Source organism: Bacillus sp. OK048, from assembly GCF_900103525.1.
In the GTDB taxonomy this organism is placed as follows: Bacteria; Bacillota; Bacilli; order Bacillales; family Cytobacillaceae; genus Neobacillus.
The window spans coordinates 1-18428 of record NZ_FNHN01000003.1 but is presented as its reverse complement, the minus strand read 5'-3'; the positions used below and the strand labels follow the sequence as shown (position 1 = coordinate 18428).

Here is an 18428-nt window from a genome sequence, read left to right as displayed (position 1 = left end):
TATAAATTGATAGGAGGTTTTACAATGCTAGAAAATTTACAAGAAAAAAGTTCATCTGTTGTTCGTACGGTTCTCGGACTAGTACCAGCTGAAGAATTAGGTGTAGTGCTCATTCATGAATCACTACTTTCTGTTTTCCCGGGTGCAGAATATGCGCCAGAGATTCACATGGACAAGAGCGAGATCTTTGACGTCTTAAAAAGAAAGCTTACTGATTTCCTCCGAGCTGGAGGAAAAACAATTGTCGATTACAGCGGTATGTTCCATGGCCGCGATGTGAAACTTTACGAAACACTATCTAAGACAACTGGTGTACATATCATAGCATCAACAGGATTAGGTCCAGAGCCGATGTTAAGCGGTTACTTTGTTACACCACAAAAAAATCCGCCTACACCATGGTCTGCAGAACAATTTGCTGATTTATTCGCTAAAGAGGTAACAGAAGGAATCGTTGTACCACGAATTGAACGTTCCGGTCTAGCAGGAATAGTGACATCAATCGCAAGTCAAAGTGGGATTACAGAAAAAGAAACAAATCTTTTCCGTGGTACTGCACAAGCAGCTCTCTCAACAGGAGTACCTGTATCCATACAATATGGCGCAGATGCTGTTAATGATCTTGAAATTTTATTAGCTGAAGGCATTGAACCAAACCGAGTCATTATCGGAGGACTTGACCGACTTGATGCGGTAGAACGTAAAGAAGTATTCGGTGTAGCGCGTCAAGGTGCTTTTGTTGCATTAGACCATGTTGGCTGGGCTACACACGAAGGTTATGTTAATGATGAACAACGTGTTCAATTAATTGTCCAACTATTTAAAGAAGGTCTTGGCGGTCGTGTACTCATTTCAACAAATGCCGTAGGTGTTGCCAAAGGTCATGCTGCAAAAGATGTCAGCTATGATTACTTACTGAAAACATTCGTACCAATGTTAAAGAAAGCCGGAGTTTCGGACGAACAAGTTCGTACTTTGTTAGAAGATAACCCACAACGTGTCCTAACTGTTGCGTCATCAGTAACGATGGAAAAAGAATCCGTTAAAAACTAACTGTGAGGAGTGAATAGATATATGGCTAAGGTAAATACGGTTTTAGGTCCAATTCCAGTAGAAGATTTAGGAATCATCGCTGTCCATGAACATATTGGATTTGGTCTCCCAGGATGTGACTTAGACACACAATGGTGGAAAAAACCTGAAGAAGCGTTTGAAGTGACAATTGAAAAGCTACGTCGTTTCCGTGAGCATGGCGGAAAAACATTCGTAGATTGCACAGGAATTGGAAACGGACGCGATGTTGAATATTTCCAAGTACTTTCTCGTAGAACGGGCGTTCATATTATTGCTGTAACTGGCTTTGTTGCAGGAGATTCTGCTTTACCATATTTCCGTGACAAATCAGTCGAGTATTTGATGGATTTATTCATCCATGAAATTACGGTTGGTATTGACGGGACTGGCGCAAAAGCGGGTGCGATTAAAGTAGGTGTCAGCCGCGGAGGAAAACTAAGCGAACTTGATAAACGCATTTATCGTGCAGCAGCACGAGCGGCATTAAAAACAGGTGTTCCAATCATTACACATTTATGCGTGGATGCTGAAACAGCCATTGCCATCTTCGATGAAGAGGGCTTATCACTTGATCGCGTACTGATGGGTCATGCGGATGATGGCGGCTATCTCGATGAAAACCGTGATAACCTGATTGCAGATCTTGGTGGTTGGGTTGGCTTCGATACGATCGGTTATGACAGTGAGATGGTAGGTTCACCATATTGGTCTCGTCCACGACAAGATCGCGTTGAACATTTCCTTCGTTTCCTTGATAAAGGTTATGTTGACCGTGCCCTTATATCGGCTGATGCCAATTGTTGTGCTCTAGGATGGCCAGGATTAAAAGGACATTCAGTAAACTACCTGTTTGAAGAATTCTTACCGGATCTTCGGAAAGCTGGTGTAGGTGAAGAAGTATTTGAACAACTTTTAGTCCACAATCCAACGAAATTCCTAACGATGCAGGAGCCTAAAGAAATCAATCCTGCAAAAAGACAAACCGTGCAAGAATCACGTTAATAAGAATAACGGAAGCTTTTTATCACGGGAGGTTAAAATAGATGACGATTAAAGGTATGGCTTATATTGCTGGGGCGTTTGAACATCCAACACGTAAGGCTCCGGATAAATCCGTAGCAGCCTTACATGCTGAATGTGCGAAAGGCGCCCTAGAAGATGCAGGACTTACATTAGCAGATGTAGATGGTTATTTTTGTGCCGGTGACGCTCCAGGGGGTGTGCTGTCAATGGTCGATTATTTAGGATTAAATGTACGACACGTAGACGGTACAGACACTGGCGGCTCATCATACATTGCTCACGTTTCCCACGCTGCTCAAGCAATCGCAGCAGGAAAATGCAATGTCGCATTAATCACCATGGCAGGTCGTCCACGCTCTGAAGGCAGGAGTGGTGTTAAACAGAAACTAGTTGGTGCAAATGTTCCAGATACACCTTTCGAACTTCCTTTTGGACCTACGGCTGTGAATGAATATGCAATGGCGACGATGCGTCATATGTATGAATACGGCACGACGAGCGAGCAATTAGCCTGGGTAAAAGTGGCAGCTTCCCATCATGCACAATACAATCCATATGCAATGCTGAAGGATCTAGTGACAGTGGAAGACGTACTTTCATCCACAATGATTGCTGACCCATTACATAAATTGGATTGCTGTGTGGTAAGCGATGGCGGCGGTGCCTTAGTGATTGTAAAACCAGAAATAGCAAAAAGTTTGAAACGGCCACTTGTCCGGGTGCTGGGTGCAGGTGAAGCAGCAAAAGGATTACGTGGGGGCAAAACGGATCTTACTTATTCAGGCGCTGTATGGTCAGGACCAAGAGCTTTTGAGGAAGCGGGAGTTACACCTTCAGATATTAAATATGCGTCCATATATGATAGCTTCACCATTACTGTGTTAATGCAGCTTGAAGATTTAGGTTTTTGTAAAAAGGGTGAAGGCGGCAAGTTTGTCGCTGATGGGAACCTAATTTCGGGAATCGGCAGGCTTCCAATTAATACAGATGGTGGCGGGTTAAATAACAATCATCCTGCTAGTCGAGGCGGTATCGTAAAGGTAATCGAGGCTGTCCGTCAACTGCGTGGTGAGGCACACCCAAAAGTACAGGTTGAAAATTGTGATATCGCGTTAGCCCACGGTACTGGCGGCGGACTAGCAAGCCGTCACGGTAGTGCAACTCTTATTATGGAGAGGGTGTAAAGAATGGGAACTACCTATCAAGAAAGAACGATGACAATCCCTGAGATTTATCCGGAACATAAAGAATATTGGGATACTGCCGCAGAAGGAAAGCTGCTGGTAAAACAGTGTAATTCCTGTGGAGAGTATCATTATTATCCTCGTGTGCTCTGTCCGCACTGCATGAGTGACAAGACAAGCTGGGTGGAAGCAAAGGGAACGGGAAGTATTTACACATATAGCGTAATGCGACGAGGCGTTCCTTATGCAATTGCCTTTGTTGAACTCGATGAAGGCCCGAGAATGATGACAAATATCGTTAATTGTGACTTAGATACAGTACACATCAACCAAAGAGTTAAAGTGGTATTTAAGCAAAGTGGCGAGCAAGCTAATCCGGGTCCTTATATACCATGCTTCACACCGATTGTGGACCTATAAGGATATTGATAAATCAATACAAACTATAAGAGTATCGGATTGTTACAACTAAGATTAATAGACAATAGTTTTTTGGAGCCCAAAACTTGATGAAAACCAAGAAAGTGGTCGCCAATAGAGCTCATTGGAGCCCAAAACTTGATGAAAACCGAGAAAGTGGTCGCCAATAGAGCTCATTGGAGCCCAAAACTTGATGAAAATCGAGAAAGTGGTCACCAATAGAGCTCATTGGAGCCCAAAACTTGATGGAAAACAAGAAAGTGGTCACCAATGGAGTTTACTAGGCGGATTTTATGAATCTATAAAAATCTAATCATAAAGATTCATTACTACTTAGAAGGACGAAGAAGAGGAGTGGATTTAGATGATAATCAAAAAGAATGTAAGCATTCCCATGCGGGACGGCGTACATATCGCTGCTGATATCTACCTTCCTGATGGAGTAGAAAAAGTACCAGCATTACTTGCACTTAGCCCGTATGGGAAGGAACTGCAAGCACAAGCGTTAACATTACCTCCACAAGCACGTCCAAGTCATCTTTGGAACGGCGCAATTGAGGCAGGCGATATCCGTGCTGTTGTCAAGCAAGGCTATGCGCATATCATCGCTGACGTTCGCGGTACTGGCCACTCTGAAGGTGAAATGTGCGGTAACTATAATTCAGGTGGTCATGGCGACGGTAAGGATATTTATGACCTCGTTGAATGGATGGCTGAGCAAGATTGGTGCGATGGCAATATCGGGATGATCGGAATTTCATACTTTGCTTCTGTTCAAATCTTAGGTGCAGCAGAGCAGCCGCCACACTTAAAAGCAATCTTTGCAAACGGTGGTCACTTCGATCTATATGAACTTTGCTACCATGGCGGCATCATGTGGTTAATGCCTCGTGCTTCTCGTGAAGGACGTGGCGGTGACAGCGGTAACGCATTCAATAACGTAGCTAGTAAAACATCGAAAGTGTTTACCCCAGAAGAGATTAAAGAAAAAACACAAGAACGATTAAATGACCCAGATATCGCACATTGGTCGGATTTCGTTCACCTCTTACATTATCAAGACCGTCACGAATTATGGATGGATTACTTGTTAAATCCACTAGATGGACCATTTTGGCAAAAAGACAGTGCGATCGAAGTCGCTCATAAAGTAAACATCCCAACTTACTTCCAAGCAAAATGGGGCCGCGGTTGGAATGTTGAAGGGACAATTGAGTGCTTCCACAAAGTATCAGGCATTAAAAAACTAGATATCCAAGCATTACCGCCTATGTTAGAGCGCCCATTCCATGAAAGTCATGATGAAATGTTCCGCTGGTATGATTACTGGTTAAAAGGGATTGATAATGGCATTATGGATGAACCAACCGTGCAATTCTCTGTAGAAGGTTCTTACAAATGGCGCAAAGAGGATCATTGGCCATTACAATATGAAGAAAAGAAAGAGTTTTACTTACGTCCTCGCCACAAAATTAGCGAGAAACCAGAACCGTTAACATCGCAATATGCCCATCCAGATGGCTTTTACCAAGCACCATTAACCGTAACAACCACATCAGAAAAGATTAAATGGACGAGTGATAAATTCTGTGAGTCTGTAGAAATGACAGGTACAGGAGCATTATATATTCATGCAGAAATCGATACAGACGATACAAACTTCATTGCCAAGCTACATGATGTGGATCCAAGCGGTAAACGTACTTTAATGACATCAGGTTATTTAAAAGCATCTCATCGCGAATTAAATGAAGAAAAATCAACCTACGGTGAGCCATGGCACCCACATAACCGTGTGGTACCAGTAACTCCTGGAGAAATTAACGAGTATGCGATCCGTTTATATCCATTCTCATTCTTAATTAAACCAGGACATCGGATTGAATTAGAACTTGCATGTAACGAACCACTTGATGGAGAAGATGCAAAATTACTGCCGCCAGATAGCTACCATTTACCAAGTGGGCGTGCAACCACTCATAGAATCTATCGTGATACAGATCATCAATCACGTTTAGTGCTGCCAGTTATTCCTAAGGAATACGACGTCACCAATCAGTAAAACAAGCGGACCTACCAAACATCAAGCGATGCGTAGCGGTCAGGTCCGCATAATAGGGTAAAGGGGTGAACAACATGACTAGTTCAGTACGTGTAATACCAATTGAATGTAAATTTGGTCCAATTTCCGCCTTTGCATACTACGTGGATGCACCCGAACCGGCCATTATTGATACCGGCGTGAATGTCTCTGCATTACAAGACATTGAGCCGACATTAGCTAAACATGGAATCCGCATAGAAGATATTCGTTGGATTTTACTGACGCATGGTCATGTCGATCACCTCGGGGGTGCTTATGCAGTATGGGAAAAAACAGGAAGAACCGCAAAAGTAGTGATACCCAAAAAAGAAGCTCGACTTTTACGTGATAAGAAGGAACAAATTGTTGATTACATGTCTCTTCAAGGAAAATTTATCACCGATCCAGTATTACAAGAAAAACATATCACCATGTTAACAACAGATATTGGTGGTACGATCGAACCGGACTTGGAGGTTGTTGAGGGTGATTCCATCCAACTTGGAAAAGATATCACATTAAAAGTGATTGAAACTCCAGGACATTCAATTGGTTCTGTGACATTTGTTTTGGATAGATTAAATTGGGCATTTGCAGCGGATGCTGTTCAAATGTATGGCGGTTTTAGTGGGTTACCAACGATTGAAAAACCGAGCTTATATCGAAAAAGTGTCCAGCGGTTGTTGGAAGATGTTCGTCCTAACAGATTGTTCTTAGGTCATCCATTCCGAAATAACATCGGCGAAATGGTAAGTGCGCAAATCGATGGTGAACAAGTTGCATCCGTCTTACAAGCCAGCCTTGATATGGATGCCAAATTGAGTGACTTGGTGAAACGTACTTTACCAGATGGACATTCTGCACAAACGCATGAATTGTACGGACCATTCGCCGCACTTGCTGCCGAAATAGGCTATACAGGTGATCCACGGAACCTACCGTGCGCATTTTTTGTAACGATGAATGGTTACCATGAAGAACTAGTAAGCTCACATGTAAAATGAGAGGAGGAAAATGGACATGATCCAAAAGAAGTTTGAAAGTACAGCTAAGGCTGTGGCTGATATACATGATGGAGCAACATTGCTTATTGGTGGATTTGGGGGAAGCGGACTACCTTCCCATCTCATTGCAGCCCTTGTTAAGCAGGGAGCGAAGAATCTAACAGTTGTATCAAATAATATTGGAGCAGTAAGCGATGGCGTTGCAGCATTAATCAGCAACAATCAAGTAAAAAAGATTATCTGCTCTTTCCCTGTTGGTCCACACGCTGACGATTTGATTGCGCGGCTTCAGGAAGGCACAATCGAGTTGGAAATTGCCCCTCAAGGAACTTTAGCAGAGCGGATCCGTGCAGGTGGTGCAGGGATTCCAGCCTTTTACACACCGACTGCTGCGCACACTGAACTTGGAGAAGGCAAGGAAACACGTGTTTTTAATGGACGTGTGCATGTCTTAGAAAATGCCATAGTTGGTGACTTTGCTTTTATTAAGGGATATCGAGCAGATCGTTGGGGAAATCTTGTTTACAATAAAACACAACGTAATTTTAACCCGGTAATGGCGACAGCAGCACGTATTACCATTGCCGAGGTAGATGAAATTGTAGAAGTCGGGGAGTTGGATCCAGAGAATATAGCGACGCAGAGTGTCTACGTCCACCGTTTAGTAAAATTGGAAAATGAACATGAAGGGAGGGTGTTAGTAAATGGTTAAAGACGAACTGAAGGTTGGATGGTCAAAGATAGAGTTAGCAACCAGAGTTGCTCAAGATTTGGAAGATGGATGGTTCGTAAATCTTGGTATTGGTATACCCACACTTGTGGCTGATGTGATTCCTGAAGGTCGGGAAATTATTCTTCATAGTGAGAATGGTCTTCTTGGGCTGGGTCCAAAACCTGAACCAGGAAATGAGGATATGGACCTTGTTAATGCTGGTAAGGAACCAATCACATTAAAACCGGGTGGCAGCTTTTTCTCACAATCAGACTCATTCGCCATGATCCGTGGTGGTCACCTTGATGCAGCGGTACTTGGCGCATTCCAAGTCTCGATGTATGGTGACCTTGCAAGTTGGAAGGTACCGAACGATCCTCTTGGAAGAGTTGGAGGTGCAATGGATTTAACGGTCGGTGCAAAACGTATTTTCCTTTGCATGCAGCATACGAGTAAGGGTACGCCGAAAATCGTAGAGGAATGCACATATCCCCTTACTGCCCCGCGCTGTGTAGATCGAATCTATACAAATCTTGCGGTGATTGAAGTGACTGATGATGGCCTTGTCGTCCAAGAACTTGCGCCAGGCGTTACATTCGAATACTTGCAGGAACGTACTGCAGCTCCACTTAAAATCCATGCCAAAGGGCTTGCACAAGGAGACGTTGGAAAATAATGGTTATATATTCGATTAAACACACCATTGATCGCGGCTCATCGGTGCCGCTTTATAAACAAATTAAAGAAATATTGATAAAGGAGATACAGGCAGCTGTTGGTGAAACGGATCGCCCCATCAACACCGAGTATGAACTTGTTCAGCGCTTCCATGTCAGTCGTGCGCCTGTTCGCCAGGCACTGAAGGAGCTTGCCGATGAAGGGTACGTTTATCGAGAGCGGGCGAAGGGAACCTTCCCTGTTCAGGAACTCCCAGTACGACCACCAGGGTTAGAGTTAGGAGGACTCGTTGGATTCCTTCGGGACCAGGGTTTAGAGTGCTCATCGAAAATATTAAGTGTTGACCGTGTGTTATCTTCAAAGAAACTGTGCGCAATTCTTGGTCTTACCCCGAGTGATAAGGTTCTGAGAATATCCCGTTTAATCTTTCTCAAAGGGAAACCACTGGTATGGACGCAGACCTATTTGAACATCCCGGAGGATATCAAACTGGGTAAACGAGAGGTTGAGAAGGTCGATAGTGTCTTCAGGCTTCTCGAGAATGAACAAGGCATTTATGTTTCACGAGGTGATCACCAAATTAGTGCGTCAGGTGCTAACAGCATGGAGGCAGAGCTTTTGGGGATCAAGATCGGGAATCCTATTCTCGTAATTGAGACAAAGTTGTACACGCGTAATGATAGACTCATAGGCTGGAGAAGGGCTGTTCATAAAGCCGATGACTACAAGTTTTCCTTTACGGTAAATCGTTGAGATTTTTGCCTTTCCTGTTTAATTATGAAAGCGATTAAATTAAAAATTTAGGAGGGAAATATATATGAAATCAAAATCTACTTTAAGAATTGCAATTCTCGGTGCAGGTATTGGTGGGGCGTCAGCAGCGGTAGCTTTACGTCATGCAGGATTTAATGTCGAAGTCTATGAGCAAGCAGCAGCTATAAAAGAGGTAGGAGCAGGTATCGGTTTACGTCCGCCATCCATCCATTACATCACGAAATGGGGACTTCAAGAAGAAATTGAAAGAGTAACCCATAAAAGCCTCCAAATAGAGATCCTTTCAGATCAAGCAGAAGTGTTACTAAAGGAACAATGGCCAACTTTAACAGATGACCCGAATGAAAAATGGGCGAGATTAATTCATCGCGCAGACTGTCTGGACACGCTAATCAATGCCATACCATCTGAATACCTACATTTGAATCATAAGTGTAAAAACATCGTTCGCCATGGCGATTATGCAGAGATTGAGTTTGAAAACGGCGTCAAAGTGGAAGTGGATTTGGTCATTGGTGCAGATGGTATTCGTTCCCTTACCCGAAATCTATTTTTTAGTCAAGCTGACCCTGTTTTCCACAGCTATCATGCCTATCGTGCTCTTGTTAATGTGGATGAAACATATGGGTTGGCAACTGGTGACACACTCCGAATTGTCGCAAATGATAAAGTCAATTTATATCTGCTGCCATTAAAATATCGGAATCAAGTTTCCGTCGATATTACCGTACCACACCATGACCGAACTGGTAGACCAAACGTGCCGAAAGAAGACATGCTCAATGAATTAAAGAACTTCCATCCTGATTTCCAGAAGATTGCGGAAAATGTTAATCATTGGGATGTTCGCGCACTATATGATATCGATCCAGTTCAACAATGGAGCAATGAATGCATCACGTTGCTAGGGGATGCTGCTCATTCAATGCTTCATAACCAAGGTCAAGGGGCAAATATGGCTATTCAAGATGCCGGGGTATTGGCTGAATGTTTACTAGAATCTGATTCCGTTGCGGAAGCTTTACAAAAGTATGAGACTCAAAGAAAACCAGTTTGCCATTTATTTCAAAATTTATCACGTCAGTTCCACAATGATAAGGAAGATACCTTTTTCCCTGAAAAAGAATTCTTTGAAAATTCTGCTGAATAAGGAAGTTTTTTGACAATAACTTTCAAAAATATTAACCATGATAGGAATATTCTGTGCTTATTCAACCAAGTAAGCGACGGATTGAAATACGGAGGTTTTGCAAATGCCTGTACATCCTGAGATAAAGAAAATATTGGATTTTGTTCCAAAATCCGATACTAAGCCAAAAATCATTCCAGAAAGTCATAGAAAAATGTTCGATGCACCTGTTTTACCAGTTGAACAACGTGTGCAAGTTTATTCGGTAGAAGAAAGATCAATTGCGACTACTGAAGCAGATATACCAGTAAGAATTTATACACCAAAGGAAGCAGATTCTTATCCAATACTCATGTATTTCCATGGTGGCGCTTTTATGTCGGGAAATTTAGAGAGTCATGATGAAGTAGTTCGCCCGATTTGTATGGAATCAGGATATAAAGTTGTTTCTGTTGGGTATCGACTTGCTCCTGAACACCCATTTCCTGCTGCATTAGTAGATTCCTATAATGTAACAAAATGGGCAACCGAACATAAAGACGAATTAAAATGGGATGGGAAGAACCTAGCTATCGCAGGGGATAGTTCTGGCGGTAACTTAGTCGCTGCGGTTTCTCTAATGGCTCGGGATAAAAAGGAATTTACCATTACGAAGCAAGTATTATTTTATCCATCCCTAGACCTCGACTTTAGTGAATTCCGTTATCCATCATTAGTGGAAAATGGTAAGGGCTATTTCGTAGAGAGTGAACAATTAGCAGAAATTAATTCCTTCTATTTATTAGGGAATGTGGATACAGATAATCCGCTTGTTTCACCGATTCGAGAAGAAAATTTAGAAAACCTTCCAGCAGCTCTTGTCATCACAGCAGAGTATGATCCATTTCGAGATGAAGGAGAACTTTTTGCTGAGAACCTAAAAAATTGTGGTGTATCCGTTGAAGTAAAACGCTATGAAGGTGTAACACATGGTTTCTTAGGCAAATTTACGCATCTTGATGAATATAAAGACGTCTATAAAAGGACAGCCGACTTTTTAGCAAGGTAGGATAAAAGTTACTTACACGGAAGTAATCACCCGCGATTCAGCCAAAGTCAATGCGCTTGATTACTTCCGTTTAGCACGATAAAAATATTCTCAATATTCAGAACCAAAACATCTTTGTATCAACGTATTTCATGATTCATTTTAAAAACTGTAACAATACGTGATTGTAAGGAAGGATGTTTTATTTAATGGAAAAGAAAAAGTTTTGGACATATGAAAACAAGTTAGTAGTAATCGTCTTCTTCACAATCGGATTCGTATTCTTTGACCGTTTAGCGATTAACTACCTATTTCCAATGATTTCTGTTGATTTAGGTTTAAACTACACGCAATTAGGATTACTTGGAGCTGCTCTTGCATTAACTTGGTCAGTTTCTGGTCCATTAGGTGGATTTATTTCAGATAAAGTAAAAAGTAAGAAATCAATGTTAGCGGTTTTAGTATTGGCATTCTCGGTGGTGTCATTAATGCATGGTTTAGCACAGTCATTTGCCATGTTATTCGTACTGCGTCTAATAATGGGTATCGTAGAAGGTCCACTGATTCCGCAAACACAATCGATTTTAGCGATGGAATCATCAGAGCGTCGTAAAGGATTTAACTTAGGTTTTACTATGAACACAAGTAACGCTTTATTCGGAAGCATTTTAGCACCAGTAGTAATCGTTGCATTAGCAACAAATTTTGACTGGCATACGGCATTCTATTTAACTATTATTCCAGGAATTATTTTAAGTTTTGTCATCTTCAAACAAGTTAAAAATCCAGATCCAGAGAAATTCCATGCTATGCATGCTATAAAATCGACTGAAAAAATTAAAGTTAAAGATGTACTTAAGCATCGCAATATTTGGTTATCTGTTGTTATATTCAGTTTAGTGATGACAACACTTATGGCATTTCAAATTTTTGGGCCAACCTATTTGGTACAAGCAAAAGGTTTATCGGAAACAACAATGAGTTTCGTCATGGCTTCATTCGGGGTGGGGTATGCAATTTTTGGTTTCTTAATTCCGACACTTTCGGAGCGCACTGGTCGTAAACCTGCTTCATTAGTTTCTGGCTTTTTGTTAATTCTGATTCCACTTTCCATCGTTTTAGTGGATTCAATTCCATTAATGATGCTTCTTTTATTCATCGGTTCGGCTGGTTCAGGTGTCATAGGTATGTCGATGTCCGTTATTCCAGTTGAGTCTGTTCCATTACAATACTCAGGGCTTGCCATCGGTTTAACGATCGGTATTGGTGAGTTAATTGGTGGATTCTTAAATCCAATGGTGAATGGTGCTTTAGCTGACATCTATGGTATTCAAACACCATTATACGTAGCTGCAGCTGCAGGCGCTCTTGCATTCCTATTCTGTTTTCTGTATAAAGAAACAGCACCAGCTAAAGTTCAAATTACCCGAGAGCATGACATCAAAACAAATTTCCAAGGTTAATAGGTAATAACTAAGCCCGCTTCTTCTCCAAAGATGTGGGCTTAGTTATACTTTATTTTAGAGGCGGTGAATGACGATGTTTAAAAAGAACAATATGGAGGTATATCCTGTTATAGTTCCTACTTCCAATAAATTAAGTAGTATTAACTTTTTCTTATTTAAACAAGCAAATTCCTTAACGTTAATTGATGCTGGATTGAACAATGATGATTGCTGGAATGCTTTACAAATGATTTTAAATGATCATAATTATTCATTAACTGATATCACAACAATTTTACTAACGCATAACCACATCGACCATATTGGCTTAGTCAACCGCGTTCTAGCCTCTCATTCCATTCCCGTATATGCACATCCTTATGCCAAACTAGTACTGAATAGAGACCCACAATATATGAAAATGAGGATAGAATTTTTTAGAAAGCTATACCAAGAGATGGGCTGCGGTGTGTTTGGGGAGAAACAAGTAGCTGATTTACGTAATCCTATTATTCTAAAAAAGAATAAAAAAATAGATTGTGAAATTCAAGAAATCACTCATAACCATCTTTTGGGTTTTGATATAATTGAAATTCCAGGGCATGCTCCTGACCAGTTGGCTTTTTATCATAAGGAGTGTAAATGGCTATTTGCGGGTGACTTATTAATGGAACATATACCAAGCAATGCTATGGTTGAACCAGATTTTGATGGGACACGGACAAAATCCTTGTTACAACAAAAGCAGTCACTAGAAAAATGTATATCACTACAGGCAGAACTTATTTTTTCTGGGCACGGTAGCATAATAGAAAATACTATTGATTTAATTAAAGAGAGAATAAAAGAAATAGACGAGAGAGCCAACAAATACATAAACTTGATACAATTGGGAATGTCAACCGCAAGTGAATTAGCTCAATGGTTATATAAAGAAAAGTATGAAAAGAAGTTTTTCCATACAATGTCTAAAATTATTGGAACGTTAGATTATCTTGAATTACAAGGAAAAATAAGTAAGGAAATGAAGAAGGGAATTTGGTATTATTATTGCAACTAGATATGGTGGAGGCTTACTACGGAAATGGATACAAAATCAATGATGATCGACATTTCAAAAAAGCTGTTTCAACAAAAAGGATATATAGGTGTTGGTTTAACAGAAATCTTAAAAGTTGGTAATTTTTCAAAAGGCTCCCTTTATCATCATTTTCCAAATGGCAAAGAAGAATTACTTATTGCCTGCCTTCAGTCAATGAGTGAAGATATGACCAATGATATTGAGGATATATTTGAACGGTATCCGACAACTATTGAAGCCACAACTGCCATGATTGAACAGTTAATGGTTAATTTTGAATTGGAAGGAACGATATCTGCTTACACGTTTAGTAGTATCATTAGCGAAATGGCATTACTAAGTGATCCGGTTCGAAATGCCTGTTCAAACTTATACATAAAAATGCAACGCATCTATTCGAACAAGCTATTAGTAGACGGCTTCTCGGAAGAATCGGCCAAGTCCATTGCTGTTATGATGACGGCTTCACTAGAAGGTGCTATTTTGCTCTGTTTAACACAAAAAACAAGTAATCCCCTAAAAGTTATGGTGGATGTATTACCTACACTATTGAGTAATAAAATGGAGAAATGAGGTGGAAAATGAATCTGTTTTTTGAAAAATTAACGAACCCCAGTATTTCACATGTTGAGGTATTAAATCGCTGGGACAACGATCTAGTGTTAATTCCATTGACTCGTCCTAATCAAACTAAGGAAGCACTGGAACGACGCGAAAGCATGACACTGGATGATCTAATACAACGCCTGGTTCATCATCATACCTATCTTATTTATCTTAATGACAAATTAGTAGGTGAAATGAACTTTACGGTAGATCCGAGTCACCTATATAAAAAAGACCCTGGTACCGCTTGGATTGGGATTGCAATTGGGGAGCCAGAGGCCAGGGGGAAAGGGATCGGATATAAGGCAATTCAATTCTTAGAGGAAGAAATTAAGAAGTACGGTTTACATCGAATTGAATTGGGCGTATTTGAATTTAACACACAGGCTCAAAAACTCTATCGTAAACTTGGCTATGAGGAAATCGGTCGTATCGAGAATTTCACCTATTGGCAGGATAAAATGTGGAAGGATATCCGGATGGAGAAATACTTAAGATAAAAATAAGTGTATATACAATTAAGCGAGCGAGTCCATAATAAAAATTGGACCTGATTTTTTCAATGAAGCTGAATAGATGGGAATAATGTTCCTCCCATTTTGATATTGTGGAATAAAATTTTACTTTTAATAAAAGTTCGTATTGAAATCTATTTCTAAACGTTAGAATTTCTTTGTAAAGATGTTATGATGGTAGAGAATAAGTCGAATACTTTACATATGGTTATTATTGGTTTTAATTGATTTACTGTAAGAATTTTAGATATAATCAGGAGGAAAACAGATGTTTAATGAAGAATATGAATTATTACTAAAAAAATCGACGGAGGTTGCTCCGGAGTGGCTAATAAATGACATTGAAGGAATTATCGGTAAAGCAGGGAAACATGTAGGAGTGAGTTATGTCATATCGGAACTTCACGAAGGATATACTTTTAATCTTAAACACATCATGTCAGCCATCAATTTTTCTGATGAATGGACAAAGGTTTCAAGAGAACGACTTAATTTTATTGATAATAATATTGAGATTATTGTTGCTCTTTATAATGAGATAAGAAATAAACTGTAATCCTCAATGATTTTGAATAATTTGAGATGCTAAGCAAAAACTTTTGGTTTTCCTTTTTAACAAAAACAGAGGCGATTCTTGATTAACCAAGAGTCGCTTTTTATTGTTCCAGTATTAATCCAAACTTTCCCATTTGTTAAGGAAAAATGATAAAATACTATAATATCAGTTAGATATAGTCAAAAAGAGGATGTGAGCAGAGGGAGAATTTCCCCATCATATGAAAATCAAAGTTTTAATCGCGGATGATAACTCATTTATTCGAGAAGGTTTGAAAATTATTCTATCTACATACGCGGAGTTTGAAGTATTGGACACAGTGAATGATGGAAAAGAGGCGGTAGATTATTGCTTAAAGCATGAAGTTGATATTGCTTTGCTCGATGTTCGCATGCCCAATATGAATGGTGTCGAAGCAACGAAACTGATTTGCAAACAAACCAACACCAAGCCCATCATCCTAACAACATTTGATGATGATGAATACATTCTGGATGCCATCAAAAACGGCGCAAAAGGATATCTATTAAAAAATAATGATCCGGAACAAATAAGAGATGCGATGAAGAGTGTCATGAATGGTAATAGTATTATTCAAGATGTTATTTTAGATAAAATTAAGAGTAGTCTATCGGAAACGAATGCAACAGATACGAAAATCGATCTGAAGCAGTTTACTGAAAGAGAACGAGAAATTATGTCCCTTATTGCTAGAGGATTTTCAAATAAGGGTATATCAAAGGAATTATTTATTTCAGAAGGTACAATTGCCAACTACATCACCTCCATTCTGGGCAAGACCGGGCTCGAGCATAGAACACAAATTGCGATTTACTATATCACTGGGAAAGTGGAATAAAATGGACTTTTGGATTCTTTTTACCAAGCTATTATTGATCATTTTTATTGCTTTCAATTTTGTTCAGGTAAACATAAGTGATATCGCTTGGATTGTTCTCGCGTTACTTCTATATTTTAGTGTCAATATCAGCAAACATATTTTTAAAGTGAACACGGTCAGTGTGATTCTCCTATTACTGTCGATGGGTATTTCAGTGGTATCCTATTACTTTCTGCATCCCTTGTTCAGTTTACTTTTACCGTTGTCAATTGTGGAATTGGCCGCAAAATTTATCGATAAGAAAATGCCCATTTTGATTCTATCACTTATCCCGATTTTGTATCTACATGAGCAAATTCAGCCCATATATGGATTAGTGGCCATTTTTTGTTTAATGATTTTTTCCATCACGTCTATTTCAAGTGAGAAGCTAGAAAAGAATGAAATGCAAATAGATGCCATGCGTAAATCACTTCAAAAATTAACGAAAAACATAAATGATAATACAGAATACATAAGGCAATCAGAATACACCTTTAAATTAGAAGAACGGAATCGAATATCACAGGAAATCCATGATAAAATTGGTCATTCATTGACAGGAGCCTTATTTCAAATGGAGGCAGCCAAAAGGTTGATGGAATCTGATTCCCAAAAAGCAACGGAACTGCTGCAAAATGCGATCAATATTTCAAAAGATGGAATAGAAAATATCCGGATGACATTAAAAAATATGAAGCCGCCAACGGAACAAGTAGGAATAAATCGGATGAAGTTGTTAATGGATGAATTTAATTCGAAAGAACAAATAAAAGCAATACTCACCTATGAAGGGAATTTAGAAATCATTACCCCGATTCAATGGAAGGTCATTCATGAAAATGTCACAGAGGCATTAACAAACGCCATGAAGTATTCGCACGCGACCCAAATATCAGTCGAAATGAAGATATTGAATAGGATGATCAGGGTTGAGGTTAAGGATAATGGGTTAGGAACAGATATGATTAAAAAAGGTCTGGGAATTATTGGAATGGAAGAAAGGACAGCGTCTGTAAATGGAAAAATCATTGTGGACAGTTCACATAGTTTTTCCGTTACTACGCTCCTGCCGATTCAATCATGAGTTTCTCATGCTCACAATATGAATATCTTCATGTGAAAAGAATGAACGATTGCACTACTTGCGTTCATTCTTTTTTTTTATAATTTACTTATACAATCGATTAGGAGTGATGAGATGAACGTGTTAGAAATTAAGAACTTAACGAAAAAATTCGCAGATTTTATTGCGGTTGATAATATGTCCTTATCCGTTAGGGAGGGGGAAATCTTTGGTTTTCTAGGAGCCAATGGAGCAGGGAAAAGCACGACCATCAATATGATTGCAGGGCTTTTGCGCTGTAATGATGGAAGTATTAGTATCCTTGGGAAAAATAGTGCGAAGCATAGCCGTTTTGCGAAAATGAATCTTGGTATGGTTCCACAGGAATTGGCTATTTATGAAGATATGACTGCCTATGAAAATGTGAAATTCTTTGCTGGGCTCTACGGATTGCGCGGTTCTGAATTAAATGAAAGAGTGGAAGAAGCATTAAACTTTGTCGGACTACAAGATAAACACAAAAGTTACCCAAAAAATTTTTCAGGCGGGATGAAGAGAAGGTTAAACATTGCCTGTGCGATTGCACATCGTCCTAAATTAATTATTATGGATGAACCAACTGTGGGGATTGATCCACAGTCTAGGAACTATATCCTTACTTCAGTAAGAAGGCTAAACGAGATGGGATGTACCATCATTTACACAAGCCACTACATGGAGGAAGTGGAGGAAATCTGTTCACGGATTGCCATCATTGACCATGGAAAAATCATTGCTGAAGGGACGAAGGAACAGCTTAAATCAATTATTACTAATACGAAGGATGTATGGATTGAGGTCAAATCAACGCAAAATCTGGACCTAGAGTCGATAAGAGAAATTAATGGCGTTGAAGCAGTTTTAGTAGAAGAAAATTTTGTAAAAATCAACTCTGATACGGGAGTCAATAACTTAAACAAAATCATTGAGCATTTCATGAGCAGTCACATTGAAATTCGATCCTTACAAGAAAAGGCACCAAATTTGGAGACCGTATTTCTAACATTAACAGGAAGAAAACTACGCGATCAATAAGAAAGGAGCATTCCTGTTAGAAGGATTTTCGGGGACTTGAACAATAAAGAGCCCTCTTGGTATGATACGGGGTGTCAAATCGTGGCGAAATGACCCC

20 protein-coding genes are annotated in these 18428 nt (G+C 39.8%); all 20 read left to right on the top strand.

Annotation, left to right across the window (positions count from 1 at the left end; translation table 11 throughout):
- The first annotated feature begins 24 nt into the window (after positions 1–24).
- The 20 genes from BLR86_RS06400 (at position 25) to BLR86_RS06310 (ending at position 18331) form a co-directional block, all read left to right on the top strand.
- Positions 25–1053, top strand: a complete 1029-nt coding sequence (locus BLR86_RS06400; RefSeq protein ID WP_090759496.1) for a phosphotriesterase family protein — start codon at positions 25–27, stop codon at positions 1051–1053.
- Positions 1054–1074: 21 nt separating this feature from the next.
- Positions 1075–2076, top strand: coding sequence for a phosphotriesterase family protein (locus tag BLR86_RS06395; RefSeq protein WP_090759494.1), 1002 nt, complete (start codon positions 1075–1077; stop codon positions 2074–2076).
- Between the two features lie 41 nt (positions 2077–2117).
- Positions 2118–3281, top strand: coding sequence for a thiolase domain-containing protein (locus BLR86_RS06390; RefSeq protein WP_090759492.1), 1164 nt, complete (start codon positions 2118–2120; stop codon positions 3279–3281).
- A 3-nt stretch (positions 3282–3284) separates the two neighbouring features.
- Positions 3285–3701, top strand: a complete 417-nt coding sequence (locus BLR86_RS06385) for a Zn-ribbon domain-containing OB-fold protein (protein ID WP_090759490.1) — start codon at positions 3285–3287, stop codon at positions 3699–3701.
- A gap of 190 nt (positions 3702–3891) precedes the next feature.
- Positions 3892–4014 carry a hypothetical protein gene (locus tag BLR86_RS26755; RefSeq protein WP_302847207.1) on the top strand — a complete coding sequence of 41 codons (123 nt, stop codon included), beginning with the start codon at positions 3892–3894 and terminating at the stop codon, positions 4012–4014.
- A 51-nt stretch (positions 4015–4065) separates the two neighbouring features.
- Positions 4066–5763 carry a CocE/NonD family hydrolase gene (locus tag BLR86_RS06380; RefSeq protein WP_090759488.1) on the top strand — a complete coding sequence of 566 codons (1698 nt, stop codon included), beginning with the start codon at positions 4066–4068 and terminating at the stop codon, positions 5761–5763.
- A 74-nt stretch (positions 5764–5837) separates the two neighbouring features.
- Positions 5838–6788: an MBL fold metallo-hydrolase gene (locus BLR86_RS06375; RefSeq protein ID WP_090759486.1), complete on the top strand. Its 951-nt coding sequence runs from the start codon at positions 5838–5840 to the stop codon at positions 6786–6788.
- 16 nt (positions 6789–6804) lie between these two features.
- On the top strand, positions 6805–7500 hold the full coding sequence (locus BLR86_RS06370) for a 3-oxoacid CoA-transferase subunit A (RefSeq protein ID WP_090759484.1): 696 nt from the start codon (positions 6805–6807) through the stop codon (positions 7498–7500).
- The gene (locus BLR86_RS06365) at positions 7493–8176 is read left to right on the top strand and encodes a 3-oxoacid CoA-transferase subunit B (RefSeq protein WP_090759481.1); all 684 of its coding nucleotides are present in this window, start codon (positions 7493–7495) and stop codon (positions 8174–8176) included. Before BLR86_RS06370 ends, BLR86_RS06365 begins: the two co-directional genes overlap by 8 nt.
- Positions 8176–8931 carry a GntR family transcriptional regulator gene (locus BLR86_RS06360; protein WP_090759479.1) on the top strand — a complete coding sequence of 252 codons (756 nt, stop codon included), beginning with the start codon at positions 8176–8178 and terminating at the stop codon, positions 8929–8931. Before BLR86_RS06365 ends, BLR86_RS06360 begins: the two co-directional genes overlap by 1 nt.
- A gap of 64 nt (positions 8932–8995) precedes the next feature.
- Positions 8996–10102 carry an FAD-dependent oxidoreductase gene (locus BLR86_RS06355; RefSeq protein WP_090759477.1) on the top strand — a complete coding sequence of 369 codons (1107 nt, stop codon included), beginning with the start codon at positions 8996–8998 and terminating at the stop codon, positions 10100–10102.
- 103 nt (positions 10103–10205) lie between these two features.
- Positions 10206–11129: an alpha/beta hydrolase gene (locus BLR86_RS06350; RefSeq protein WP_090759475.1), complete on the top strand. Its 924-nt coding sequence runs from the start codon at positions 10206–10208 to the stop codon at positions 11127–11129.
- A gap of 188 nt (positions 11130–11317) precedes the next feature.
- Positions 11318–12571, top strand: a complete 1254-nt coding sequence (locus BLR86_RS06345) for an MFS transporter (RefSeq protein WP_090759473.1) — start codon at positions 11318–11320, stop codon at positions 12569–12571.
- Between the two features lie 70 nt (positions 12572–12641).
- Positions 12642–13613 (top strand): MBL fold metallo-hydrolase, encoded by a 972-nt coding sequence (locus BLR86_RS06340; RefSeq protein ID WP_254782249.1) that lies wholly within the window; start codon positions 12642–12644, stop codon positions 13611–13613.
- Positions 13614–13637: 24 nt separating this feature from the next.
- A complete protein-coding gene (locus BLR86_RS06335) occupies positions 13638–14207 on the top strand; it encodes a TetR/AcrR family transcriptional regulator (protein WP_090759469.1) in 570 nt (189 codons plus the stop codon).
- Between the two features lie 8 nt (positions 14208–14215).
- On the top strand, positions 14216–14740 hold the full coding sequence (locus BLR86_RS06330; protein WP_090759467.1) for a GNAT family N-acetyltransferase: 525 nt from the start codon (positions 14216–14218) through the stop codon (positions 14738–14740).
- Positions 14741–15023: 283 nt separating this feature from the next.
- Entirely contained in the window at positions 15024–15311 is a 288-nt protein-coding gene (locus BLR86_RS06325; RefSeq protein WP_090759465.1) for a hypothetical protein, read from the top strand.
- Positions 15312–15531: 220 nt separating this feature from the next.
- Positions 15532–16170, top strand: a complete 639-nt coding sequence (locus BLR86_RS06320) for a response regulator (RefSeq protein WP_090759463.1) — start codon at positions 15532–15534, stop codon at positions 16168–16170.
- A gap of 1 nt (position 16171) precedes the next feature.
- Positions 16172–17278, top strand: coding sequence for a sensor histidine kinase (locus BLR86_RS06315; RefSeq protein WP_090759461.1), 1107 nt, complete (start codon positions 16172–16174; stop codon positions 17276–17278).
- Positions 17279–17392: 114 nt separating this feature from the next.
- Positions 17393–18331: an ABC transporter ATP-binding protein gene (locus BLR86_RS06310; RefSeq protein WP_090759459.1), complete on the top strand. Its 939-nt coding sequence runs from the start codon at positions 17393–17395 to the stop codon at positions 18329–18331.
- Positions 18332–18428 lie beyond the last annotated feature (97 nt).